We start from the raw sequence: 24,352 nt of genomic DNA, 5'->3' as shown, positions 1-24,352 counted from the left end.
GTCAGTTTCTCCTCGACGTGTGATGTGCTGTGCTGTTGCCGTGATGTCTTGTGCCGGCTCGGTTCGTCGCCCCTCGCTCCGCATCGACCGGAATCGGCTGATCGGCCATCTGCTGGAACCGAGTGCGCCAGCGATCGGGGATCGGTCTGCTCAATTCGACCGCACGCAACCGAACCGAGGCCGATCGTGGATTGGAGGCGATTTCCTGCTCATCGGCCTTGACGGCGCCGCGGGTCAGCTCCCTGAAGAACGGTTGGGCGTCGGGCGGCACGATAGGCAGATCGGCCGGGGCATCGATCCTCAGCCCGTTGTTCATGAACGATTTGACGGTTTTGTCCTCCAATGAGTGGTAGGACTCAACCACCAGGCGGCCACCGACATTCAGCCGGTTCGCGATTTGGGGCAGGGTGGACGCCAGCTTCGTCAATTCGCCGTTGACCTCGATGCGCAGCGCCTGGAATACGCGTTTCGCCGGATTGCCTGCAGGGCGATGCGCCTTGGGCACCACCCGCTCCACCAGCGCGTTGAGCTGACCGGTGGTGGTCAGGGGTTCCTTGGATCGGTCGGCGACAATGGCACGGGCAATCTGACGGGCGAAACGCTCCTCCCCGTATTCCTTGAAGATACGTATCAGGGCGGGGGCGTCATATGTGGCGAGAACAGTCTGTGCCGTCAGCTTCTGGGTCGTGTCCATGCGCATGTCAAGCGGAGCGTCATGGGAGTAGGAGAACCCCCTATCCGTCTCATCGATCTGCAAACTGGACAGTCCCAGATCCATGAAGACGGCATCCACTCGGTCTATGCCCTGATTCGTCAGCACACTGTCAAACTCATCGAACGCGGCATGGACAGGCATGAACCGATCGGACAGTCCCTCCTGTTTCATGCGCTCGGTGGCCAGCGCCAGCGCCTCGCTGTCACGGTCTATGCCGATGAGCCTTGCCTGCGGAGCCGCTTTCAGGAACGCAATGGAGTGTCCGGCGATACCCAATGTACAATCCACGGCCACCGCCCCGTCATAGGCGAGGGCGGGAGCCATCAGCTTCACACAGTCCTCCAGCAGCACCGGCTGGTGAATGGCGGTCAGGTCAGTCATCAGATCAGTCATCAGAATTCCACCTCCGGCAATACGTCATCGGCAATTTCGGAGTAATCCTCTTCCTTCTGCGCGAGGTACGCCTCCCAAGCGTCCTTATTCCATATCTCGGCGCGTGTGCCCACGCCGATGACCACGATGTCCGAACCCAGATGCGCGTAATCACGCAGCATCTGGGGAACGACCACGCGCCCCTGCCTGTCCGGCTCCTGATCAACGGCACCGGAAAGAAACACACGAAGGTATTCACGGGCCGCCTTGTTCCCCACCGAGGTGCGTTGGATCTGCGCTGCGATGCGCCTGAATTCATCAAAAGGCAACAGATACACGCAACGCTCCTGGCCACGGGCCATGACCAGCCCTGCTCCGAGTTGCGAACGAAACTTGGCGGGAAGCGCCACGCGTCCCTTGGCATCGATCTTCGGCGTATAGGTGCCAAGCAGCAACGGCGGCAGTCCATTGAGCATGTCGGAGACGCCGGTGGAACCATGGCTCTGGGTCGATTCGGCATTCGCCATTTGCTCGTCAGCCATGATTCCACCTCCTTTTTCGCGCACACTCGATACACTTCGGCCCACTGGTTCACCACTTTACCCCACTTATCCCCATTTTCCCCCACCAATACACAATCTACGCATGCTTTGAGGGACATTTCCCCCGCCCACGCGTGTCGGGAGACGAATCATGGGCCACGCCGAAAAGAGCGCCGACGCCGCCGGACACCGATTCCGCGCACCGCTCGCCTGCAAAGCCCGCTTCAGCCTGCTGCAGCACGCAGTACGGCATCCGCAGTCGAATTCACTCGATGTTCACCCTGCTTCACCTGTCAGCAGGCGTCCCGGTAGGGGCGTGCGGTAAATTTGAGTGCCTTAAAGTGTTGACCCGGAAGAAACGGAAACGAAGAGAGCATGTCGAGTTACGCCTCACAATTGCACGAGGAACAACAGGCCGTCGACCGCGCGTACGGCCGTCTTGATGACCTCCGTGCCGAAATGTGGCAACGTCTGGACACCGTACGCGCCGCAGGATCCCACGGATCGCCCACCCAGCGCACCGAGAGGGATTCCTTCGCCACCATGTACGAGGACCGTCTCACCCAGCTGCGCAGCGTGGAGGACCGCCTCGTGTTCGGCAGGCTTGACGCCAAGGACGGCACACGGCGTTACATCGGCCGCATCGGCCTGTCCAGCAGCGACCATGAACCGATCCTGACCGATTGGAGGGCCGAAGCGGCACGCCCCTTCTACGAGGCGACCCCGTCCAACCATGGCGACATCGTCATGCGTCGGCACATCACATTGAGCTTCCGCAATGTGGTGGGTGTCGAAGACGAAGTGCTCGACGTCCATTCGGATCAGGTGGGGCAGGCCTCCTCCGCGGGAACGCTGACCGGCGAAGGCGCTCTGCTGGCTTCGCTGAGCTCCAGGCGCACCGGCAAAATGACCGATATCGTAGCCACCATCCAGGCCGAGCAGGACCGCATCATCCGCTCCGACATGAACCGCGCCGTGGTGGTGCAGGGCGGCCCCGGCACCGGCAAGACCGCAGTGGCCTTGCATCGTGCCGCCTACCTGCTGTACACGCATCGCCGCACGTTGGAGCGCTCAGGCGTATTGGTGGTCGGCCCGAGCTCGGCGTTCCTGCACTACATCGATCAGGTGCTGCCCTCGCTCGGCGAGACCGGCGTGGTCTCCCGGACGATCGGCGACCTCATTCCGGGCATCACCGCGACGGCGACGGATACGCCGTATGCGGCCAAGCTCAAGGGAGACCGACGCATGGCACAGGTGGTGGCCAACGCCATCGCCGCACGCATCCGCGTCCCCGACAACCTGCCCACGGTCACCATCAGCGGCATTCAGGTGCCCATGCTCGCAGTGGACATCCAACAGGCGCAGGCCGACGCCAAACGTACCCGTCAGGCACACAACAAGGCTCGGGAGACTTTTATTCGCTCCATGCTCTCCAGCATGCAGAACCGGTACGCCGAGCAGCTTGATTACACACCTGATCAGGCGGAGCTCAACCGCGCCATGCAGCTGCTGCGCATGAACGACACCGTGCGAAAGACGTTGAACCTGTGCTGGCTGCCGATGACCGGAACATGGCTCATCGACCAGCTCTTCGCCCATCCCGAACGGCTCTCCACGTTGGCTGGCTGGCTGTCCGATGACGATATCCGCGCGCTGGCGCGTCCGAAGGGATCACCACTCACCAAGTCGGACATCCCCCTGCTGGACGAGGCCATGGAGCTTCTTGGCCCCGACCCCAAGGTCATGGCCAAGAAGTCGGCCTCCGATGCGCGCCGGGCCGCCGAGGAACAGTACGCCAAAGACACCTTGGCCGCCACCGGTCTCGGCCAAGGCATCATCTCCAGCCAAATGCTGCTCGACCAGATGAACGGTGGCGATGCAGAACTGACATCCCAGCGTGCCGCCGCGGATCGCGAATGGACATACGGGCATATCGTCGTCGACGAGGCCCAGGAACTGACCGGCATGGATTGGCGCATGCTGATGCGCAGGTGCCCGTCGCGTTCGTTCACCATAGTGGGCGATGTGGCGCAGACCTCCGCCTTGGGAGGCACGAGGCGCTGGGACAAGACGATGAATCGCCTGTTCGGCGCGGAGCATTGGGACCTGAACGAGCTGACCATCAATTACCGCAATCCACAGGCCGTCTCCGAACTTGCCTCACAATTCGCGAAGCATGAAGGTCTGTATATCTCGACGGTGCATGCAGTACGCAATCTGACCGGAGCGGTATCCCGACGGACCGCTCCCGACACCGCCTCGATGCTCGAGGCCGCAGCCGCCCAGACCGCGCAACTCGCCGACCACTATGTCTCCTCCGACGGAACCGGACGCATCGCGGTCATCTGTCCGGACGAGCTCATCCAGCCGATGCGCGACGCAGTGCGCAAACGGCTCTCTCAGCAATTGGATGCTGCCGAATACCAGCGACTGATCGATCAACCGGAATGGGATGAACAGATCAGCGTATGCGGTACCGAAACAGTCAAGGGCCTGGAATTCGACGCGGTCATCGTGGTGGAGCCGGGCCTGATCATGGATGAGGCACCCAGCCGTCTGGTCGCCGCATCCGACCTGTATGTGGCGATGACCAGACCGACGCAGAAACTGGTTATAGTTCGGACAAAAGCGGACGAGCAGTCCCTGAACATCTAAGGTGATACATATGCCGAAAGCACTTTTATTGGAGAACATCCATCCGGATGCAGCGCAATCATTGCGCGATCACGGCTTTGAAGTCGAAACGATGAAGGGCGCTCTGAGCGAGGACGAGCTCATTGACGTATTGGATGGCGTGGATGTGGTCGGCGTCCGTTCCAAAACCAGCGTCACCGCACGCGTACTAGAGGCTCGCCCCACCCTCAGCGCCGTGGGTTGCTTCTGCATCGGAACGAATCAGGTCGATCTGGAATACGCAGGCAAGCATGGCATTGCCGTATTCAATGCACCATACTCCAACACCCGTTCCGTGGTGGAATTGGTGATTTGCGACATCATCTGCCTGATGCGTCGTATCCCCGCGCATACGCATCACATCAAGCATGGCGTCTGGGATAAATCCGCAGCTGGCTCCCATGAGGTGCGCGGCAAAACCTTGGGCATCATCGGGTATGGCAACATCGGGTCGCAGCTGTCCGTGCTTGCCGAGGCTTTGGGCATGCGAGTGGTGTTCTATGACATCGAAGAGAAGCTGGCGCTGGGCAACGCCCACCGCTGCGCAACGCTGAATGAACTGCTGGAGCAGTCCGACGCGGTGACGCTACATGTCGATGGTCGCAAATCCAACACTGGCTTCTTCGGCGAAGACCAGTTCAATCATATGAAGCAGGATGCAATCTTCATTAATCTGTCAAGAGGATTCGTAGCCGATCTGGACGCGCTCAAGCAGCATCTCGATTCAGGGCATCTTGCTGGCGCGGCGGTGGATGTGTATCCGGTGGAGCCGAAGAAAAGCGGCGACGCGTTCAATACGCCGCTGGCCAACGAGGCCAATATGATTCTCACGCCGCATATCGGTGGCTCCACGTTGGAAGCCCAGGAATCCATTGGTCATTTTGTCTCCCAACGACTTGAGGATTACTGGTTCAACGGATCGACATCATTGTCGGTGAACCTGCCTCAGATCAATCTGAGCGGCTGCAAGGGCGTTTGCCGAATCGCACACCTGCACGACAATCTGCCGGGTGTTCTCGCTCGAGTCAATCATGTCCTCGGCGAAAAGAACATCAATATTTCGTTCCAGTCGTTGGCCACCGAGGGAGAACTCGGCTACGTTGTCACGGACGTGGCATCCAAACCGAGCGAAGCGACATTAAAGGCCCTGGGCGACATCGAGGGCACCATCCGCATGCGCGTCACCCACTGAATACAGACAGCGGCACGGAGCTTCTAGTGGTCTGTCTCGTAAATAACTGAGGGATTAAGCTTGTTCTCTCCCCCAGTCAGCTTCGCTGACAGCCCCCTCGCCAGAGGGGCCAGAACCCTACAGACAGGATGTTGCCGTGAAGCAAACAGCGGAGTTGTTTGTAGGCAACATGCAAGCCGACAGGTAAGAGAGCAGGCTGCGCATGGAGCGCGTTCCTGATTGCAGGACTGGCTGTCAGCAAAGCAGACTTGGGGAAGGACCATAGGCATGCCATTGATGAGTTGCGCGACAGGGCTGCTTCAGCGCTCCTTACTGCGGAGCTCGTCAATGGCATGCTGGAAATCCTCGAGACCCGAGAAATCCTGATATACACTCGCAAAACGCAGGTATGCCACTTCATCCAAGTCACGCAAAGGCTTGAGAATAGCCTTGCCTACCTCATCCGACGTGACTTCCGCAAGGCCGCGCGAACGAAGGTCCTCCTCCACTTTCTGCCCCAGCGCCTTAAGATCCTCTTCACGAACCGGACGTCCCTGACACGCTTTTCGTACACCATTGATGACCTTGTCACGGCTGAACGGCTCTGCTCCACCGGACCGCTTGGTCACGAATAGCATGCTGGTCTCCACCGTGGTGAAACGTCGATTGCATTTCGGGCATACACGGCGTCTGCGAATGGAATGACCATCCTCGCTGATGCGAGTGTCAATGACTTTAGTGTCGGGATTCTGGCAAAAAGGACAATGCATGCCACCTAGAATAACGTGTTCATACCGAAAAACCGAATGCAGGTGGGTTGTATCATGCGGATGCACACCGTACGAAAGCGAATCATGCCGATGCATGCAGTATCGATACACACTCATATCGATACTCGCTCATGTCGATGATGCGCACATATTCGCGTCATGCCATCTGGGGGACGAGGATATGCTGGCCCGCCCGCAATGAACCGGAATCCAAATCATTCAGCGCAATCAGATCATCAACCGTCTGCTGCACATCCTGACCTTCGGGCGTAATCGAAGACGCATACGACCACAGTGTGTCACCGGGTCTTACCGTGTAACCGATGACATCCGTTGTACCGGTGTCCGACTGCGCGGACTGCACCGACCATATACCCATGCCGCACCACGCCAACGCTACGGCAAGCATCAACGACAGCAGCCAATGCCGCTGCCCGGCATGCGACCGATTACGGAACACGGCTCCCTGTCCCCTACCATCCATGCGCGCAATCACAGCACGACGATGTGCAACACCACGCACTTCGCGAGTACCAGCAACGCGATCACGAGCACCGGCCAATGCAGCTGAACCAGTCATCACGACAACCTTTCTCGAACAGATGTTCTATCGAACATCTGTTCTTAGCATTGCACATGCGTTCGAAGATGTCAAGTTGACACTCGAACAGATGTTTGATTTTTCGCATATGTCACGGTATGCTGAAACAAGTATGAAAGGAGCCCTCCGTGAGCACGATCCCCTTCGCCTCCAGCCACGAGCGCAGCAGCGATTCGCTGTCCGAGCGACAGCGCAAGGTGCTTGAAGCCATCACCTCCCATATCGAAGAACAGGGGTTCGCGCCATCATTCCGTGAAATCGGTGCGGCAGCCGGGCTCAAAAGTCCCTCCTCGGTCAAGCATCAGCTGCATGTGCTTGAGGAAAAAGGGTTCATTCGTGTCAACGCCAATAAAGGACGGGCCATCGAGGTCATCACTCCCGTGACCCCTGCTCCACAGGATGCCACGCAGGATACGGAGACGGGCGAGGTGGAGCAGACCACGACGGCTGAAATCTATCGATTCCCCGACGAGGCAATCAGCGAATCTCGCGATGTACCACTGGTGGGTCGCATCGCCGCCGGAACGCCTATCACCGCTGAGCAGCATATCGACGATGTCATGCGGCTGCCGGAGCGTCTGACCGGATCGGGAAAGCTGTTCATGCTCGAAGTGCACGGCGATTCCATGGTGGACGCAGCCATTTGCGACGGCGATTTCGTAGTGGTCCGCGAACAGAATTCCGCAGTCAACGGGGACATCGTGGCTGCGTTGCTGGATGATGAGGCTACGGTGAAGACGTTCCGTAAGGATCACGGACATGTCTGGCTGATGCCGCATAACCCGGCCTACTCCCCTATCGATGGCACGCACGCTACCATCATGGGCAAGGTGGTCACCGTGTTGCGCAAGCTATAGCCTAGCCGCGCATCTGCGCACAACGAGGTTCCGTGTGACCTTGTGAAGGGCACACGCAAGCGACATGTCCCCTTCACAAGGCCGACGCTCCGACCTTCGGCACTAATGGCCAAAATTCGCAGGTCATCGATGCAGCTCTTCAGCGGACTGGGTGGAGTAGCCTTCCGGCTCCAGTTGGAACGTGGTATGCGGCACCGAAACAGGGAAATGCTCGCGCAGACAGTCCTGAAGTTGGGCGAGCACCTGCGCGGCCTGTTCCATATTGAGATTCTTGTCCACCACGACATGCGCCATCAATATCGGCATTCCCGTCGAAACCGTACTGGCATGCAGATCATGAACCGCAATGACGTGTGGAACATGCTCCATATGCTCACGCACGGCATCCAGATCAAGACCCTTCGGGGTCTCCTCAAGCAGTACCCTCACCGCATTGTGCAGCAACTTGATGGCACGCGGAATCATGAGCAGCGCGATAACGCCACCTGCGACGGCATCAAACCCATTCCACCCCGTCGACATCATGACCAGTGCGGACACGACCACGGCCACCGAGCCAAGCGCATCGTTCATGACCTCCAGGAAAGCGGCTTTCATATTCATGTTGTCTTCACGTTGGGAAGCCAGGATGAATATGGAAACGACATTCGCGGTCAGACCGAGTACGCCCACGAACAGCAGCAGGTTGACGTCCTCGACACGTGTCGTCGATTGTCCGAACAATCTCATGCCGGCCTCCACCAACGCATAGACGCCGACGATCATCAGCACCAATGCCCCTGCGGCAGCCGTCAGCACCTCGAGACGGGCCCATCCCCACGTGCGCAAATTGTTCGGCTTCCTACGCATCAATACCGCGGTGACCGTGGAGGCGATGAGCACCGACATGTCAGTGAGCATATGGCCCGCATCCACCAGCAAGGCCAGCGAACCGGTCAGGACGGCGGATACCACTTCGACGACGAACACAGTTCCCGTCACCGTAAGAGTGGCCATCAATCGTCGCTGATGCGCCTGGGCTGCGGACTGTGTCACGCTAGTCGAGGAATGATCATGGGACATGTGGAACAATGCATCCTTTCCGGTTCCATTTGAAACCGTTTCTCAATACCATTTGCGTTATCGCCCGGAGACGACGAAACCCCGGCACATGGCCGGGGTTTCGCAATAGTACCTTATGGTACCTGAAAGCAACCGCTCAATCAGAAGCCGAACTTGGCGGCGGTCTCCTTCAGGGTCTCCGCGGAGCGCTTCAGAGCAGCGAGCTCCTTGTCGGAGACCGGGGTGTTGATGGCGGTGTTGACGCCCTGACGGTTGAGCAGGGTCGGCACGGACATGCAGATATCGGAGATGCCATGGAAGTCCTTGAGCATGGAGCTCACCGGCAGAATGCGGTTGGTGTCATGCAGAACGGCCTCGACGATGTCCACACCGGACATGCCGATGGCGTAGTTGGTGGCACCCTTGCCGTTGATGATCTTGTAGGCGGCGTTCTTGACTTCCTGGTGAATCTCTTCACGCTTGACGGCGTCGAGCGGCTCGTGGCCCGGCAGCGGGGTCCAATCCAGCATGGGAACGCCACCGATGGTGGCGGACTCCCACAGCGGCACTTCGGAGTCGCCATGCTCGCCGGCGATGTAGGCGTGGACGTTCTTGACGTTGACACCGGTCTGCTGGGCGATCAGGAAGCGAAGACGGGCGGAATCCAGGTTGGTGCCGGAGCCGAAGACCTGGCTCTCGGGCAGGCCGGAAATCTTCTGGGCGACGTGGGTGGCGATGTCGACCGGGTTGGTGATGAGCATGTAGATGGCGTTCGGGGCGACCTTGACCAGGCCCGGGATGATGGCCTGCAGAATCTTGACGGTGGCGCCGACGAGCTCCAGACGGGACTGGCCGGGCTTCTGACGCGGGCCGGCAGTGATGACGATCATATCCGCGTCGCGGCAGATCTCAGGATCGTCGGAACCGTCGATGGACACGGTCGGGTAGAAGCTGGAGCCGTGCTGCATATCGAGCACCTCGGCCTCCACGCGTTCCTTGGCAATGTCCTCAAGCACGATCTCGCGAGCGACGCCACGCTGGGCAGCGGCGAAGGCGAGGGTGGAGCCAACAGCACCGGCACCGATGATGGCAAGCTTCGTGGCTTAACGGTAGTTTCCGCCATGATGGATTTACCTCTCTTCAAAGGCGGTCTGCAGTATGGCAGGCCTTGTGACTAACGGTTTCACTGTATAAAACCGTGCCGACGTTTGCGCTCCCATGAAACCGCCGAATCAACAGACAATCCCAGCATTCGCAAGTGTTGTTAGCGCTCACAATACATCTGTGATGTTGCTCACGTTAATCGATTGACGCATCAATGACCCGTGCAGCAAGGTGGGAGTCGACGTCCGCTTCCAGCAATACGCCGTCATCACGGTATTCCACCTTGCCTACCTTGCCGTATTCGCGCACGCGGGACAGCAACGAGCCAGCGCTGTAGGGCAGCACGGCATTGACGTGCACATGCGGCACCGGAAGCAACGCCTCCACGGCGGCACGCAATCCATCCACACCCTCGCCGCTATATGCGGAAACGATATACGCATCAGGCTGCAACGCCATCAACCGCTCCCGAGTGACGGCATCGACCTGATCGGCCTTGTTGAACACCACGATGCGCGGAATGGATGCCGTGCCCTCGATATCCGCCAGGACGGCATTGACCGCATCGATCTGCGAGAAGGGGTCCGGATGAGAACCATCCACCACGTGCACAATCACGTCGGACTCCGCCACCTCCTCCAGCGTCGATTTGAAGGCCTCCACCAGCTGGGTCGGCAGCCTGCGCACAAAACCCACTGTGTCCACATAGGCATACAGCCGTCCATCATGGGTCTTCGCACGACGGACCGCAGTATCCAGCGTGGCGAACAGCGCGTTCTCCACCAGCTCTGTCGAGCCGGTCAGCCGATTGGTCAACGACGATTTGCCGGCATTGGTGTATCCGACCACCGCCACCGTCGGCAGCCCATAGCGCCTGCGGGATCCGCGTTTGATCTCACGCGCCGGCGCCATGTCGCGTATCTGGCGACGCAGCCGCGCGATGCGGGTGCGGATCACACGACGGTCCATCTCGATCTTGGTCTCGCCAGGGCCACGGGATCCGATACCCGCATCCGCGCCTGCTGCACGGCCTCCGGCCTGACGGGACAGGGAGCCACCCCAGCCACGCAGTCGCGGCAGCATATACTCCAGTTGGGCCAGCTCCACCTGCGCCTTGCCTTCGCGAGAAGTGGCATGCTGTGCGAAGATATCGAGGATCACCGCGGTGCGATCCACCACTTTGACTTTGGCGGCATCCTCCAGCGCACGACGCTGAGAAGGGGCGAGATCATCATCCACGATGATGGTATCCGCCTCCTCGCGCGCCACGATATCGGCGATCTCACGAGCCTTTCCCGAGCCGACATACGTGGCGGCATCCGGCTTCAACCGATGCTGCAACAGACCATCGCACACCACGGCACCCGCGGTTTCGGCGAGCGCGGCCAGCTCCCTCAACGATTCCTCGGCCTTGGTCTGCGTCGTAACCGCACTCGACCAGACGCCGACCAGCACCACGCGTTCGAGCCGCACCTTGCGGTACTCGACTTCAGTGACGTCCTCCAGTTCGCCAAGACCCGCCACATGCTTGAGTTCGTTGCGAGCCTCGCGCTCCTCCCATTCCTGATTGGCGTCCTCATGCCATCCTGATGGTTGCTGCGTGGTGTCGAGCAGCACATCCGACTGGGCGGAAAGGACTCCTTGCGAAGTGATGCTGGAACTGCCATGGTCGATGTCGGTGTACTGGTTGTGTTCGCTCAAGGGCGCCTCTCAAATCCCGGGTTCACGATTCTTCTATGGCTCCTTATTATCATCAGACGAGCTGACATGCCCGAAACGTGTCACAATGGCCACAGAGCCCGTCAATATGTGTATGAGCCGTGCGAGCACGGCGATAACCGATGCGCAGACCGCGTGGAAATGGAGTCGATGCAATGGCAGAACAGTATTTCGCTTCCGAGCCGCAATCCAAGGATGCGCGCAAGACGATGAACGTCACCCTGCGTGGCCATGAGGCGAAGGTGCAGGTGTCCAACGGCGTGTTCTCCAACTCACGTGTCGATCTTGGCACATCCGTGCTGCTCCGTCAGGCCCCTGACCTGCCGCTCGAAGGCGAATTTCTGGATCTGGGCTGTGGATGGGGGCCGATTGCCCTCGCCATGGCTTTCGACTCCCCCGATGCACATGTCTGGGCCGTGGATGTCAACGAACGCGCCCTGGACCTGACGCGCGTGAACAGCGAGGCGAATGGCTGCACCAACATCAGCATCTCGCAGGTGGACGATTCAAGCACACCATTGCCGGCGGCGCAGCAACCAAAAGACGCAGTAGCATTGCCACAGGAGCTGCAGTTCGATGCGATCTGGTCGAATCCTCCGATCCGCATCGGCAAAGAGGCCCTGCACACGCTGCTCATGGCCTGGCTGCCGCGGCTCAAGCCGGGCGCAGCCGCCTATCTGGTGGTGCAGCGCAATCTCGGTTCCGATTCGTTGATCCCCTGGCTGGATGAGGCGCTGGGCGCAGCGTTCTCGGTGCGCAAATACGCAAGCTCCAAGGGCTTCCGTATTATTGAAGTCCGTCATGAAATTTGAGTATCCCGCCGAACTTCCCGTTTCCGCCGCCCGTGAAGAAATCGCGCACGCGGTTCAGCATGCACAAGTCGTCATCATCTCCGGCCAGACCGGTTCAGGCAAGACCACGCAGCTGCCGAAGATCCTGCTCGAACTGGGCCGTGGCACCCATGGCCGGCAGATCGTGCACACCCAGCCTCGCCGTATCGCGGCACGCACGGTAGCCGAGCGTATCGCGTCCGAACTGGGTGTGCGATTGGGTGATGAGGTCGGCTATCAGGTCCGTTTCACGGATGAGAGCTCTCCGAACACCCGTCTGCGCGTAGTCACGGACGGCATCCTGCTCGCACAGATCCAGCGTGACCCGAACCTGTCCAAGTACGACACCATCATCATCGACGAAGCCCATGAGCGTAGCCTCAACATCGATTTTCTGCTCGGCTATCTGACCGCACTGCTGCCGCGCCGCCGCGATCTGAAGCTGATCATCACCTCCGCCACCATCGATTCGGTGAAGTTCCAGGAGCATTTCGCCCATGCCCTGCATGAGAAGGTGCCGGTCATCGAGGTGTCAGGGCGAACGTTCCCTGTGCAAGTGGTCTATGAGCCGCTGGGTACTGCGCCGGCGCTGATGCGCGAAGTGCCGGGGTTCGCCACGGGAGCCCGCCCTGGAGACGCCGATTATGAGGAGCTGGCGAACGCAATCGCGCAATCCGACGCCGATCTGCCCCGTTCACGTCGTTCGGACGACTATGCTGATGACGGCATCACCGACATGCCGACGGCAGTGGCTCGCGCCTGCGCCGAACTGGTGATCCACTCCTCCCACGAGCGAGGCCCGCGTGACATTCTCGTTTTCGCTTCCGGAGAGCGCGACATCCACGAGTTCGAGACGGCATTGCGCCATCATTACGGTCCGCGCGCGGACGACATGCGCCGGCCCGACGCCATTGAGATCATGCCGTTGTTTGCGCGCCTGTCCTCCTCGGATCAGCATAAGGTATTCGAGCCGCACACCCATCAGCGCATCGTCATCGCCACCAATGTCGCGGAGACCTCGCTGACCGTGCCGGGCATCCGTTATGTGGTCGATCCGGGCACCGCCCGCATCTCACGGTACTCCAAGACGGCCAAGGTGCAGCGACTGCCGATCGAGCCGATCAGCCAAGCCAGCGCCGACCAGAGAAGCGGCCGATGCGGCCGTGTCGCGGACGGCATTGCGATCCGCCTGTATTCGCGCGAGGATTACGAGACCCGTCCGCAGTTCACCGAACCCGAGATCCTGAGGACCTCGCTGGGTGCCGTCGTGCTGCACATGCTGTCGGTGGGCGTTGCGCGCACGGCCGAGGATGTCACGCACTTCGGCTTCATCGATCCGCCGGATATGAAAGCCGTGTCCGACGGTTTCAATGAGCTCACCGAGCTCAAGGCGATCGGACGCAAGCGCGGCGAAGTGACGTTGACGCATATCGGCCGGCAGCTGGCCCGCATCCCGATCGATGTCCGTCTTGGACGCATGGTGATCGAAGCGGCGAAATCCGGCTCTCCGAATCTGCTGGCCCAAGTACTGGTGGTGGTCTCCTTCCTGAGCCTGCAGGATCCCCGCGAACGCCCGGACGACAAGCGAGAGGAAGCCGACCGCATCCATAACCGGTATGCGGATGAGACGTCGGACTTCCTGACCGCGCTCAATATCTGGGATCGGGTGTTCCAGGCCGATGGCGATCCGAGCAATAACGCCCTGCGCCGCATCTGCAAGACCGAGTATTTCAGCTGGCTCAGGATGCGCCAGTGGAAGGATCTGGTATCGCAGCTGAGGCAGCTGTGCAAAGAGCTGAAGTTCAAGGTCGGTGACCCGCTCCCCTCCACGCGCCCCGGCTTGGAGGTGCGCCAGCTGCCGCTGAATCAGCAACCCGCACATTCGATGTGCTGCGCGTGGGATGCGGACGGCATCCACAAGTCGATGCTCGCCGGGTTATTGTCCATGATGGGCATGCAGGTCGTACGCGAGCCCAAGGCCTCTGATTTCGCGGGACTCACCGGCGCAGCCCGGGCCCGTGCGATGAAACGCGCCCAGAAACAGTCGAAGAACGACTATCAGGGTGCTCGCGGCACCCGTTTCGCCCTGTTCCCCGCTTCCGCCGTGGCCAAGAAAACCCCTTCGTGGGTGATGAGCACGGAATTGGTGGAGACATCACGCCTGTGGGCACGGTATTCGGCGGCGATCGATCCGGCATGGGCGGAACCGTTGGCCGGACAATTGACGCGCACCACGTATGCGGAACCGCATTGGTCCGGTTCGAGAGGCTCGGCGGTGGCAACTGCGCGCGTGCTGCTGTACGGTTTGCCGATCGTGCAGGACCGCACTGTGCAATGGGGCGGCATCAACCCGTTGGAGGCCCGCGACTTCCTGCTGCGTCAGGGGCTGGTGGAAGGCAATATCCAGCAGCGGTTCAGCTACGACGATTTCGTCGGCGCCAACCGCGACATTCTCGAGGACGCCGCCGAGGACGCCAGCCGGACACGCCAACTGGCGGACACCGTCTCGGACGAGGATCTGTTCGATTTCTACAATGCCGTGATCCCCGCAGACGTCACATCGGTGGCGGATCTGGCGAAATGGTGGAAGAACGAGCATGACCGGCGGCCCGATCTCCTGACGTTCGACCCATCCAAAGTGGATCGCTTGGCATCGAGCGAATCGGTGAGCCTGAACGATTACCCGGATCATTGGCATACGGTCGGCACGGACGGCCAGCCCATCGACCTGCGGCTGAGCTACGTGTACGAGCCGGGCAATCCGCTCGATGGCGTGACCGTGCATGTGCCGTTGAAGGCGCTTTCCCGCATTGCGCCCGACCAGTTCACCTGGAATGTTCCCGGTCTGCTGGATGAGCTGATTCTGGCGATGATCAAGGCGTTGCCCAAACAGCTGCGCGTGCAATTCGTCCCCGCTCCGGATGCGGCCCGTGCGATCCGCACATGGATTGACGAGCATTATCCCGATCTGCCCGGATCGGGTTCGCAGCAGAAGCCGAATCCCGCTCCGGTGAACGAGGACGGCGAGACCGTAGGCTGGCCTGACCTGGCCCATGTATTCACCAAGGCGGCCATCGCCACCGTGGGGGCCCAGATTCACCCCGAAGTGCTCGGCCCGGAGCTTATGGACAGGCTTCAGCCGTATCTGAAGGTCACGTTTTCGGTGGAACAGCAGCTGCCGCCAAGCGGTTCGCCGCGCGGCCGACGTCGTGGCCATGGTGCCGTCAAGGTGTTGGAGACGTCGAAGGACCTTGTCGCCCTGCAACGCAAGTACGCTGCACAGGCGCAGGCGCAGGCCCGTCAGATGGTGCGGAAACAGGCTGATCAGGCGGCGAAGCAGGGCAATCTGGTGAGTCAGGCGAATCTGCTGCATAAGGCGGGGGCCACTACCGAATCGCGCGCCACCATGCTCTGGCATGGTGCGCTGGACGCGCTCCGTCTGCCGGACGAACGTGTGTCCAGCAGGTGGCTGGGCGCGGAGGCGCTGATGTTGGCGGCGGCACCGTACAAGTCCACCAAGGCGCTTGTGGAGGATCTGCAGCTTGCTGCGGTCAAACGTCTTCTGCCGAATGTGGACTCGTTGAAGGATGATGAGGCGTTGGCGAACGCCGTGCTTGACGTGCGCGAAGTGTACGAGGATACCGTCTATCAGGTGGCCCATGATGTGATCGGCATCATCAAGGCGTATGCGAGGTGGATAAGGCGACATCCGGCAAGGCCGACCTTCCTCTGCTTTCGGTATTGCAGTCGATTCGCGAGCATATCGTCGCACTGGTCTATCCCGGTTTCATCGGACGCACGCCCGCAGGCGCTCAGATCACTGTCCCGCTATCTCAAAGCCGATGTGATGCGTCTCGCCAAGGCGAAAACCGACAAGAACCGTGATGTGAAATGGGCGTGGCAGGCCGATGAGGCCAAACAGCTGGTGGACAAGGCGCTGGCTCACGCCAAGGCGGAACCGGCTGGGCCGAAGCATGAGGCGTTGATGAAACAGGCGGAGCAGGCCAGATGGATGCTGGAGGAGTTCTATGTGAGCCTATGGGCCCAGGAACTCGGCACCAACGGACCGGCGTCGCTGAACCGCATCAAGAAGGCTCTGATGTGATTGCCGACTGGCATTGGTGGGTCTGACATACGCATCTCGACACGCTCAAGGCCGTTCGGCCAAGCCTACGTTCGTGATACGCATGTCAGACCCGCCCGATCCTCCAGACCCACCAGAAACGTGCCACCGGTGCTTTCTGCGGGAAGCCCGCAGATTCACCGCGAGCGTAATGGGCTCCTATCTCCGGCTATTACAATAACGGGCGATGACACAAGCGAAGCAATCGAACAGCAACACCCGCAAGCCCAGTCGTGGCGACAAGCCCAGCAACGGCAAAAGTGCCGGCGCGCAAGGCAAGAAGGCGCGCAGCCGCAAACCGGCGAGCACCAGGTCCCATAACCGCGGTGTCCGCAATCCACTGCAGTGGTGGAAGCATGCCGGCCCGTGGCACAAGGTCAAAGCGGTATTCGTCACCACAGTCGTCATCGTCTGCGCCATGGCTTTGGCGTTGGTCACCGTGCGCTTCGCCGAGTGGCGTATCGACGTCAAGGAAGCCGAAACCCGCCAGCTGCAACTCACACAGGAGTATGACTTCGATCCCGGAGACATCATCTCGGACGGGCAGTTCTTCAACGGCAACGCCATGAGCGAATCCGAAGTACAATCGTTCCTCGACGAGCAGGGTGCCGCCTGTTCCGGTGCCGAATGCCTCAAATCGAAGACCTTCGACACCACCGACGAGCCAGCCGACGAATACTGCGACGCTTACAAGGGCGCGAAGGGTGAGACTGCTGCAACCATCATCACCAAGTCGGCCAAAGCATGCGGCATCAGCCAGAAGGTGCTGCTCACAGTCCTGCAAAAGGAACAGCATCTGGTCACCGCCACCACCATCACCGATTTCCAGTACAAGGCCGCCATGGGCTTGAGCTGTCCGGATGACGCCAACTGCGACCCGCAGTACGCCGGTTTCTTCAAGCAGGTGTTCGGCTCAGCCAAGCGCTACCAGTATTACACGGCACACGAGGATCGATACGGGTACCATGCCAATGCGCTGAACTACGTGCAGTATCATCCGAACGCCTCCTGCGGCGGCACGAATGTATACATCAGGAACAAGGCGACCGCACTGCTCTATATCTATACGCCGTATCAGCCCAATGAGGCGGCGCTGTCCGCCGGTGTGGGCGAGGGCGACTCATGCTCAAGCTACGGCAACCGCAACTTCTCCATCATCTATGAGAGCTGGTTCGGCTCGCCCCGCTCCTGAACGCATCCCCGGCGGGACACGTTGGCGGGGTGCGTTCACCGTTCGACGCGCTTGCCGATGGTCCCGAGCATCATCGACATCACCATGGCCAGCAGCGCGAACACCGCACCGACCGGGCCAAGCCAGGTCAGTCCGAGGTGATCATTGACGACACCGCCCACGGCTGAGCCTATTGCGATGCCGATGTTGAAGGACATGGAATTGAGCGACGCGGCGAGGTTCATCGAACCGGGATGGGATTGTGCAGCCACATCCATGTACAGCACCTGCGATGATGCATTGAACAGATACATGAACATGCCGAGCAGAATCAACGCGATCGCCCCATACCAGGACAGCCAATGAGCGACAGCCAGCGAACACAGCAGCACGGCATGAGCCAGGAACACCCAGCGCAGATGGAACAATGGCTCCACTCCCCTGCCACGCTCAGCGAGTTTGCCTGCATACAGGTTGCTCCACAGACAGGCCACGCCATAAACCACCAGGCCAAGGCTCACGTATCGCTCAGGCAGATGAACCTCATCGCGCAGAATCGGCGTCAGATATGTATAGAACACATAGCTGGATCCCGCGCCACACACCACGATGAGCACGCCCAGATGGATGCGCCGATCGAAGAACAGGCGGAACTGGGATAGGAACCCGACTTTGACGATATGACTGTTGCGCGGCAGCACGGTGAACATCAGCACCATCAGCGCCACAGTCAATGCCGAAATCAGATAGAACGTGACGCGCCACCCGAAAGCATTGGCGATGGACGTGCCGATCGGCACACCCACCACAGAAGCGATGGAGAAACCCGAGAACACCCACGCGATGAACTTGGTCCTGTAATGCACCTGCGTCACATCGGGGGCGAACGTCATGGCAATGGCCACCAATGTGCCGGACACCGATGCGATCAGCAAGCGGGCTGCCAACAGCACCGGATAGTTCGGCGCGAACGCGCACAATACATTGCCCGCCAGAAAGACACCCATCAGCGTCAAATACGTGGCGAATCGGGGGAAACGACCGGAAATGGCGGAGCCCAGCGGCGTGCAGGGCGCGTACACGAATGCGAAAATGGCCACCAGATTGCCGACGGTCACTTCCGAAACCTTCAAACCGGTTGCGATGTCCGGCAGAATGCCCACGACCACGAATTCGCTCATGCCCAGCATGAAACTGGCGAAAATCAGAATGACGACCGGCAGGGTGAAGAAGCGGTCGGTGCGCGCGGTGCTTGCAGGTGCGTTCGCCATAGATGCTCTCTCGAATACTCTTGTTCCCAGTGTCACAAACCGATGCGGCAGTTACGTCAATCATTTTTCATATCGGCTCAGCGATAACAGTATTCCCACCTCTGCCCGTCACAACTCTTGCGACACACCAAGGGAAACCCCGCCGATGGACCAACCATCGACGGGGTGGGAAAGTGCGGAGCTTACGGTTACAGTTTCGGCAGGTACTTCTTCAGCTCGTATGGTGTGACCTGCTGGTTGTATTCCTCCCACTCCTGATGCTTGTTGTCCAGGAAGTAGCCGAAGGCGTGCTCGCCGAGCACATCAGCCACGAAATCGGATTTCTGCATGATCTTCAACGCTTCGTCCAGTGAGCGCGGCAACGGCTGGATGCCCATGGCCTGGCGCTCGCCATCGGTGAGTTCCCAGACATCGTCGCTGGTGGGCTCGCCAAGCTGCATCTGCTTTTCGATGCCGTCAAGGCCGGCGGCCAGCAGCACCGAGTAGGCCAGATACGGGTTGGCGACCGGATCGAGTGCGCGGAATTCCATGCGAGCCGAGTTGCCCTTGCCCGGCTTGTATTGCGGAATGCGCAGCAAGGCGGAACGGTTGTTGTGGCCCCAGCAGATGTAGCTCGGTGCCTCGTTGCCGCCCCACAGACGCTTGTACGAGTTGACGTACTGGTCGGTCACCGCACAGATCTCCGCCGCATGGTAGAGAATGCCGGCGGCGAACTGGCGGGCGGTCAGCGACATGTTGAATTCCTGACCCGCCTCGTAGAAGGCGTTGGAATCGCCCTCGAACAGGCTCAGGTGGGTGTGCATGCCGGAACCAGGCGCATCAGCCAGCGGTTTGGGCATGAAGCTGGCATGGATGCCTCGCTCCAGGGAGATCTCCTTGACCACCGTGCGGAAGGTCATGATGTTGTCCGCCGTAGTCAATGCATCGGCGTACCGCAGATCGATTTCGTTCTGGCCGGGACCGGCCTCGTGATGCGAGTATTCCACCGAGATGCCCATCTGCTCGAGCATGTTCACGGTGGCGCGGCGGAAGTCCATGCCTGGGCTGCGCGGCACGTGATCGAAATAACCGCCTTCATCGATGGGAGTCGGCGCCTTGGACCAGTCATCCTGGCTTTCGAAGAGGTAAAACTCGATTTCCGGATGCACGTAGAACGTGAAGCCCTTGTCTTTCGCCTTGGCAAGCGCGCGCTTGAGCACATGACGCGGGTCCCCCAGCGACGGTTCGCCGTCCGGGGTGAGGATATCGCAGAACATGCGCGCCGTGCCCTGAGGACCGCCGCGCCAAGGCAGGATCTGGAACGTCGAGGGATCAGGATGAACGATCATGTCGTCCTCGGAGATCCTGGTCATGCCCTCGATTGCGGAACCGTCGAATCCGAGCCCCTCTTCGAATGCGGCTTCCAACTCGGCCGGAGCGATGGCCACTGATTTCAAGGTCCCCAACACATCCGTGAACCACAGACGAATAAAGCGCACGTCCCGTTCCTCGACGGTGCGCAGTGCAAACTCCTGCTGTTTATCCATAACGGCCAAGTGTTCCATACCCGTGTTACGAGCGCCGTTAACATCCCGGCAGATGTCCCGGCGGATGTCTCAAAGGCTCGCACCCATGTTCCGGCACACCCGGTTCGGCATTACAGTTGTAGGTTATGAGCGAAGACCATCTGACACCATCCTCCAATCCGTCCATCGATGTGACCAGCTGGAAGCAAGCGGTCCAGCCGAAGGACCGTTCTCGCGCGGGCATCGCCGCACGTTCGAAAGCGCCTTTGGAGTCGCATGCCATCTGGCAGGTGCGAGAGGGACGCAGAGAGGCGATCGCGTTGCTTGAAGAGCAATCGGCGATTCGTGTACCGGAGCTTATTCCCCTGAGGTACAAGCGCATGAGCGTCAGCCCATTCACCTTCTACCGGGGAACCGTGCTCATCATGACCAATGATCTGGCTTCCACGCCGGTCACAGGCATTCCGGTGCAATGCGTCGGCGATGCGCATATCGGTAATTTCGGCATCTTCCGCTCACCTTCGGCCCGACTGGTGTTCGACATCAACGATTTCGACGAAACTGCGGTCGGTCCTTGGGAATGGGATCTGAAACGGTTGGCCGTGTCCGTGGAGATCTGCGGCCGCGCGAACAGAATCAGGCCAAAAGACAGGCGTGACGCGGTGCTGCAATGCGTGCGCACGTATCGCGAGCGCATGAAATGGTTTTCCGAGATGGATTATCTGGACGCCTGGTATGAGCATCTGGACGTGGAAGAGACGCTGGACCGTTTCGAGTCCGAAAGCGGCAGACGCAATCCCATGCTGCGCGATACGGCGATGAAGGCGCTGCTCAAGGACAATGACGCCGCGGCGGCCAAGCTGTGCCATTATGAGGGTGGCAAGCTGCGGTTCAAATCGAATCCGCCGGAACTGGTTCCCATCAATGAGCTGTCCGAATATGCCGACCCGGAGACGCTGCAGGCACGTATCGATACGCTGTTCGAAAGCTATCGCCATTCGCTGTATGACGATCGACGCATGGTGTTCGATCATCTGCGCTATCAGGATGCCGCACGCAAGGTGGTGGGCGTCGGTTCGGTGGGTCAGCGCGCATGGACCTCGGTATGGATCGCGCGTGACATCGATGACCCGATGATGATCCAGATGAAGGAGGCCACATACTCCGTGCTCGAGCATTATTGCGGCGCTTCCCCCTACCCCACGCATGGGGAGCGTGTGGTCCAGGGGCAGAAGCTCATCCAGAACACCGCCGATGTGCTGCTGGGATGGTCGAGTTTCATGGCCGAGGACGGCCGCAAGCGTGATTACTATGTGCGTCAGCTGTGGAACGGCAAGGGGTCCATCGACATCGACAGCCTCAATGCCGCCGACTTGATCGATCTGGCCCGCATGTGTGCATGGTCGCTGGCTCATGCCCATGCCCGTACCGGGGATTCGATCGCCATCGCCAATTACATGGGCGGCACCGATGAGTTCGATCAGGCCCTGGCATCGTTCTCTGTGAGCTACGCCGAGCAGAACGACGAGGACTACGCACTGTTCATGAAACTCATCGAATCCGGTGAACTGCCCTGCGCATAAATCTGGCGCAAACCGCCAGGCGTTGTGGGTTCCCTCCTCAGGGAGCCCACAACACATTCCGCTTACTTCGCGACCTGAAGCGCCTCTTCGAGGGTGAACGCCTTGGCGTAGAGAGACTTGCCTAGAATCGCCGCATCCACACCCAAATCGGACAAGGTCTTGATGGCGCGCAGATCATCCAGCTTGGAGATGCCGCCGGAGGCGGTGACCTTGGCGTCTGTGCGTTCGGCCACCTCGCGCAGCAGTTCGATGTTCGGCCCGGACATCATGCCGTCCTTGGCCACGTCGGTGACCACATAACGCGAGCATCCCACCGAGTCGAGGAACTTCATGGTCTCGAACAGGTCACCGCCCTCACGGGTCCAACCGCGGGCCGCCAGCGTGTGTCCACGCACATCGAGGCCCACTGCCACGCGATCGCCGTACTTCCTGATCACCGAAGCAGTCCAATCCGGATTCTCCAGAGCAGCGGTACCGATGTTCACGCGAGCGGCGCCGGCCTCCAGGGCCGCGTCAAGCGAATCGTCATCGCGTACACCGCCGGAGAGTTCGATGTTCACCTTGTCGCCGAGTTCGTGGACGATCTGGCGCAGCTGGTCGCGATTGTTACCTGTGCCGAATGCGGCATCCAGATCGACCAGATGAATCCATTCGGCACCGGCCTCGACCCAAGTGCTTGCGGCTTCGAACGGGGAGCCGTAATCGGTTTCCGAGCCGGATTCGCCTTGACGCAGGCGCACGGCCTTGCCGTCACGTACATCGACGGCGGGAAGCAAAGTCAACGACATATCAATCACCTTTCCAACGTGTTCGGGTATCGCCCGACCAGAATCATTGCTCGCAGTATCACAAGCAGCGCCACAATCCGCCGCGCAATCCGCCGCGCTTCGGTTCACAGCGTCGCGATCCAGTTCTTCAGCAACTGGGCACCGGCGTCACCGGATTTCTCCGGGTGGAACTGGGTGGCAGACAGCGGACCGCGCTCGTATGCTGCCACGAATCTGGAGCGGTCGTACCGGCACCAGCTCACCTGCTCGCGCTCACCGCTCAGATCGATGGAGAAGCGGGATGTGTCCGCCGGATGCACGTCCATCGCGGCATATGAATGCACGAAGTAGAAGCGCGCATGCTCCACTCCTTTGAGCAGCACGGAACCTTCGGCGGCGTCGATGGTGTCCCAGCCCATGTGCGGCACCACGTCGGCGTCCAGCGGATCGACCGAACCGCCAATCAGACCGATGCCGTCGGCCTGCTCGCCGTGTTCGGTGCCATGCTCGAACATGATCTGCTCGCCCACGCACACGCCGAGCACAGGACGGCCGGCACGGATACGGTCATAGATCACCCGGTCGCCATCGACATGCTTCAGACCTGCCATGCATGCGGCGAATGCGCCTACTCCGGGCACCACAAGTCCATCGGCCTCCAAGGCCTGCCGATAGTCGGATGTCAGCGTAGTGTCCACGCCGAGGTTTGCCAGCGCGCGCACCATGGAACGTACATTGCCGAACCCGTAGTCGAATACGACTGCTTTCTTGGTCATACGTCTCTCCTACTTGCCCGGATACGGGCGACTGTGATGTTATTCGATGCGGGATCCACGCCCGGCACGGCCTTGCCTGGTATGTCTGGCGAGTATATCCATGGCCTGATCATGATTGAGGTCAGCGGAATTCACCACTTCAAAACCCTGGCTCTTCAGTTGCACCAGCGTCACGATACCGAGCATCAGATCCTCCACGAAGCGTGGAGTGGAGTTGAAGAGCACTGGTGGCGCAAACGTCTGACCGGCATCTCCCTGCATGTACATGGTGGCCTCGAGTTTGTCCGCACGGTTGACTGCAAGCACCACAGCCATGCCGGAGACCACGGTGGTCAGGTCTTTGGCCGCGGCTTCGGGTCCGTCTCCGTCAAGGTTCTTCAGCACGGCGACCGCACCCTGATTGGATCCGATGCATTCCGCGGAGATATCGGACAACTGGCAGAATGCCGCCAGCAGTTCGGCGGAGGCGACTCGGGTGACGATCAGCGCAATCTTCGCCTTGTTGCCCAACAGGCCGGCGAGTTCATTGTCGAATCCCACAGACGGGTCCACGACATCAGCCATGGCTTCGTTTACGGCATTGGCGACATCATCCGTACTGGAGTCGACGCTGGAGTCGGAGCTGGCACCATCCTGATCGGAAGACTTGCCATCTGAGGCGGCGTCATCCGAGAATTCCTTTTCGAACCCGGCCAGTGCCGCCTCGAGTTCCTCATCAGAGAAATGGGCGTCATCCGGGTCGATGCCATCGGGATCGATTC

Annotated in this window: 19 protein-coding genes; 7 read left to right on the top strand and 12 right to left on the bottom strand. The window is 60.1% G+C overall.

Going from position 1 to position 24,352, the window contains the following annotated elements; translation table 11 throughout:
* Position 1: 1 nt before the first annotated feature.
* Positions 2 to 1,096 (bottom strand): 16S rRNA (cytosine(1402)-N(4))-methyltransferase RsmH, encoded by a 1,095-nt coding sequence (rsmH, locus tag BREU_RS05425; RefSeq protein ID WP_044088907.1) that lies wholly within the window; start codon positions 1,094 to 1,096, stop codon positions 2 to 4.
* Positions 1,097 to 1,107: 11 nt separating this feature from the next.
* Positions 1,108 to 1,614: a division/cell wall cluster transcriptional repressor MraZ gene (gene mraZ, locus BREU_RS05420; protein ID WP_044088906.1), complete on the bottom strand. Its 507-nt coding sequence runs from the start codon at positions 1,612 to 1,614 to the stop codon at positions 1,108 to 1,110.
* 390 nt (positions 1,615 to 2,004) lie between these two features.
* Here mraZ and BREU_RS05415 point away from each other — a divergent pair, with 390 nt between their 5' ends.
* Both BREU_RS05415 and serA read left to right on the top strand, forming a co-directional pair.
* Positions 2,005 to 4,284: a HelD family protein gene (locus BREU_RS05415; RefSeq protein WP_044088772.1), complete on the top strand. Its 2,280-nt coding sequence runs from the start codon at positions 2,005 to 2,007 to the stop codon at positions 4,282 to 4,284.
* A gap of 10 nt (positions 4,285 to 4,294) precedes the next feature.
* Positions 4,295 to 5,494, top strand: coding sequence for a phosphoglycerate dehydrogenase (gene serA / locus BREU_RS05410; protein ID WP_044088771.1), 1,200 nt, complete (start codon positions 4,295 to 4,297; stop codon positions 5,492 to 5,494).
* A gap of 299 nt (positions 5,495 to 5,793) precedes the next feature.
* Here the strand turns inward: serA and nrdR are convergent, their stop codons facing one another.
* Positions 5,794 to 6,243 (bottom strand): transcriptional regulator NrdR, encoded by a 450-nt coding sequence (gene nrdR / locus BREU_RS05405; RefSeq protein ID WP_081886566.1) that lies wholly within the window; start codon positions 6,241 to 6,243, stop codon positions 5,794 to 5,796.
* Positions 6,244 to 6,400: 157 nt separating this feature from the next.
* A complete protein-coding gene (locus BREU_RS11885) occupies positions 6,401 to 6,823 on the bottom strand; it encodes a LysM peptidoglycan-binding domain-containing protein (RefSeq protein WP_044088767.1) in 423 nt (140 codons plus the stop codon).
* Between the two features lie 149 nt (positions 6,824 to 6,972).
* On the opposite strand from BREU_RS11885, the gene lexA reads away from it, so the two are divergent.
* On the top strand, positions 6,973 to 7,701 hold the full coding sequence (gene lexA, locus BREU_RS05395; RefSeq protein ID WP_044088766.1) for a transcriptional repressor LexA: 729 nt from the start codon (positions 6,973 to 6,975) through the stop codon (positions 7,699 to 7,701).
* A 123-nt stretch (positions 7,702 to 7,824) separates the two neighbouring features.
* On the opposite strand, the gene BREU_RS05390 is transcribed toward lexA, so the two are convergent.
* The 3 genes from BREU_RS05390 to hflX all read right to left on the bottom strand — a co-directional run bounded on the left by BREU_RS05390 (position 7,825) and on the right by hflX (position 11,547).
* The gene (locus BREU_RS05390; protein ID WP_044088765.1) at positions 7,825 to 8,763 is read right to left on the bottom strand and encodes a cation diffusion facilitator family transporter; all 939 of its coding nucleotides are present in this window, start codon (positions 8,761 to 8,763) and stop codon (positions 7,825 to 7,827) included.
* A gap of 140 nt (positions 8,764 to 8,903) precedes the next feature.
* Complete coding sequence (locus BREU_RS05385; protein ID WP_156100220.1) at positions 8,904 to 9,830, bottom strand: L-lactate dehydrogenase; 927 nt, start codon at positions 9,828 to 9,830, stop codon at positions 8,904 to 8,906.
* 211 nt (positions 9,831 to 10,041) lie between these two features.
* Positions 10,042 to 11,547 carry a GTPase HflX gene (hflX, locus tag BREU_RS05380; protein ID WP_044088763.1) on the bottom strand — a complete coding sequence of 502 codons (1,506 nt, stop codon included), beginning with the start codon at positions 11,545 to 11,547 and terminating at the stop codon, positions 10,042 to 10,044.
* A 173-nt stretch (positions 11,548 to 11,720) separates the two neighbouring features.
* Here hflX and BREU_RS05375 point away from each other — a divergent pair, with 173 nt between their 5' ends.
* From BREU_RS05375 to BREU_RS05365, 3 genes are all read left to right on the top strand, one after another.
* On the top strand, positions 11,721 to 12,377 hold the full coding sequence (locus tag BREU_RS05375; RefSeq protein ID WP_044088762.1) for a class I SAM-dependent methyltransferase: 657 nt from the start codon (positions 11,721 to 11,723) through the stop codon (positions 12,375 to 12,377).
* Entirely contained in the window at positions 12,367 to 16,500 is a 4,134-nt protein-coding gene (gene hrpA, locus BREU_RS05370) for an ATP-dependent RNA helicase HrpA (protein ID WP_238567013.1), read from the top strand. Before BREU_RS05375 ends, hrpA begins: the two co-directional genes overlap by 11 nt.
* Positions 16,501 to 16,705: 205 nt before the next feature.
* Complete coding sequence (locus BREU_RS05365) at positions 16,706 to 17,710, top strand: hemagglutinin (protein WP_140490378.1); 1,005 nt, start codon at positions 16,706 to 16,708, stop codon at positions 17,708 to 17,710.
* Positions 17,711 to 17,745: 35 nt separating this feature from the next.
* Here the strand turns inward: BREU_RS05365 and BREU_RS05360 are convergent, their stop codons facing one another.
* Positions 17,746 to 18,960, bottom strand: coding sequence for an MFS transporter (locus tag BREU_RS05360; RefSeq protein ID WP_044088760.1), 1,215 nt, complete (start codon positions 18,958 to 18,960; stop codon positions 17,746 to 17,748).
* A gap of 188 nt (positions 18,961 to 19,148) precedes the next feature.
* Positions 19,149 to 20,486, bottom strand: coding sequence for a type I glutamate--ammonia ligase (gene glnA / locus BREU_RS05355; protein WP_044088759.1), 1,338 nt, complete (start codon positions 20,484 to 20,486; stop codon positions 19,149 to 19,151).
* Positions 20,487 to 20,611: 125 nt separating this feature from the next.
* On the opposite strand from glnA, the gene BREU_RS05350 reads away from it, so the two are divergent.
* Positions 20,612 to 22,048 carry a DUF2252 domain-containing protein gene (locus BREU_RS05350; RefSeq protein ID WP_044088758.1) on the top strand — a complete coding sequence of 479 codons (1,437 nt, stop codon included), beginning with the start codon at positions 20,612 to 20,614 and terminating at the stop codon, positions 22,046 to 22,048.
* A 62-nt stretch (positions 22,049 to 22,110) separates the two neighbouring features.
* Here the strand turns inward: BREU_RS05350 and priA are convergent, their stop codons facing one another.
* The 3 genes from priA to BREU_RS05335 form a co-directional block, all read right to left on the bottom strand.
* Positions 22,111 to 22,836 (bottom strand): bifunctional 1-(5-phosphoribosyl)-5-((5-phosphoribosylamino)methylideneamino)imidazole-4-carboxamide isomerase/phosphoribosylanthranilate isomerase PriA, encoded by a 726-nt coding sequence (gene priA / locus BREU_RS05345; protein WP_044088756.1) that lies wholly within the window; start codon positions 22,834 to 22,836, stop codon positions 22,111 to 22,113.
* A 104-nt stretch (positions 22,837 to 22,940) separates the two neighbouring features.
* The gene (gene hisH, locus BREU_RS05340; protein ID WP_044088755.1) at positions 22,941 to 23,591 is read right to left on the bottom strand and encodes an imidazole glycerol phosphate synthase subunit HisH; all 651 of its coding nucleotides are present in this window, start codon (positions 23,589 to 23,591) and stop codon (positions 22,941 to 22,943) included.
* A 39-nt stretch (positions 23,592 to 23,630) separates the two neighbouring features.
* Positions 23,631 to 24,350, bottom strand: a complete 720-nt coding sequence (locus BREU_RS05335; protein ID WP_375137559.1) for a hypothetical protein — start codon at positions 24,348 to 24,350, stop codon at positions 23,631 to 23,633.
* Positions 24,351 to 24,352 lie beyond the last annotated feature (2 nt).

The organism is Bifidobacterium reuteri DSM 23975, from assembly GCF_000741695.1.
Lineage (GTDB): Bacteria > Actinomycetota > Actinomycetes > Actinomycetales > Bifidobacteriaceae > Bifidobacterium > Bifidobacterium reuteri.
Note: the sequence above shows the minus strand (reverse complement) of the source record. Positions and strands in the feature narration are given on the sequence as shown.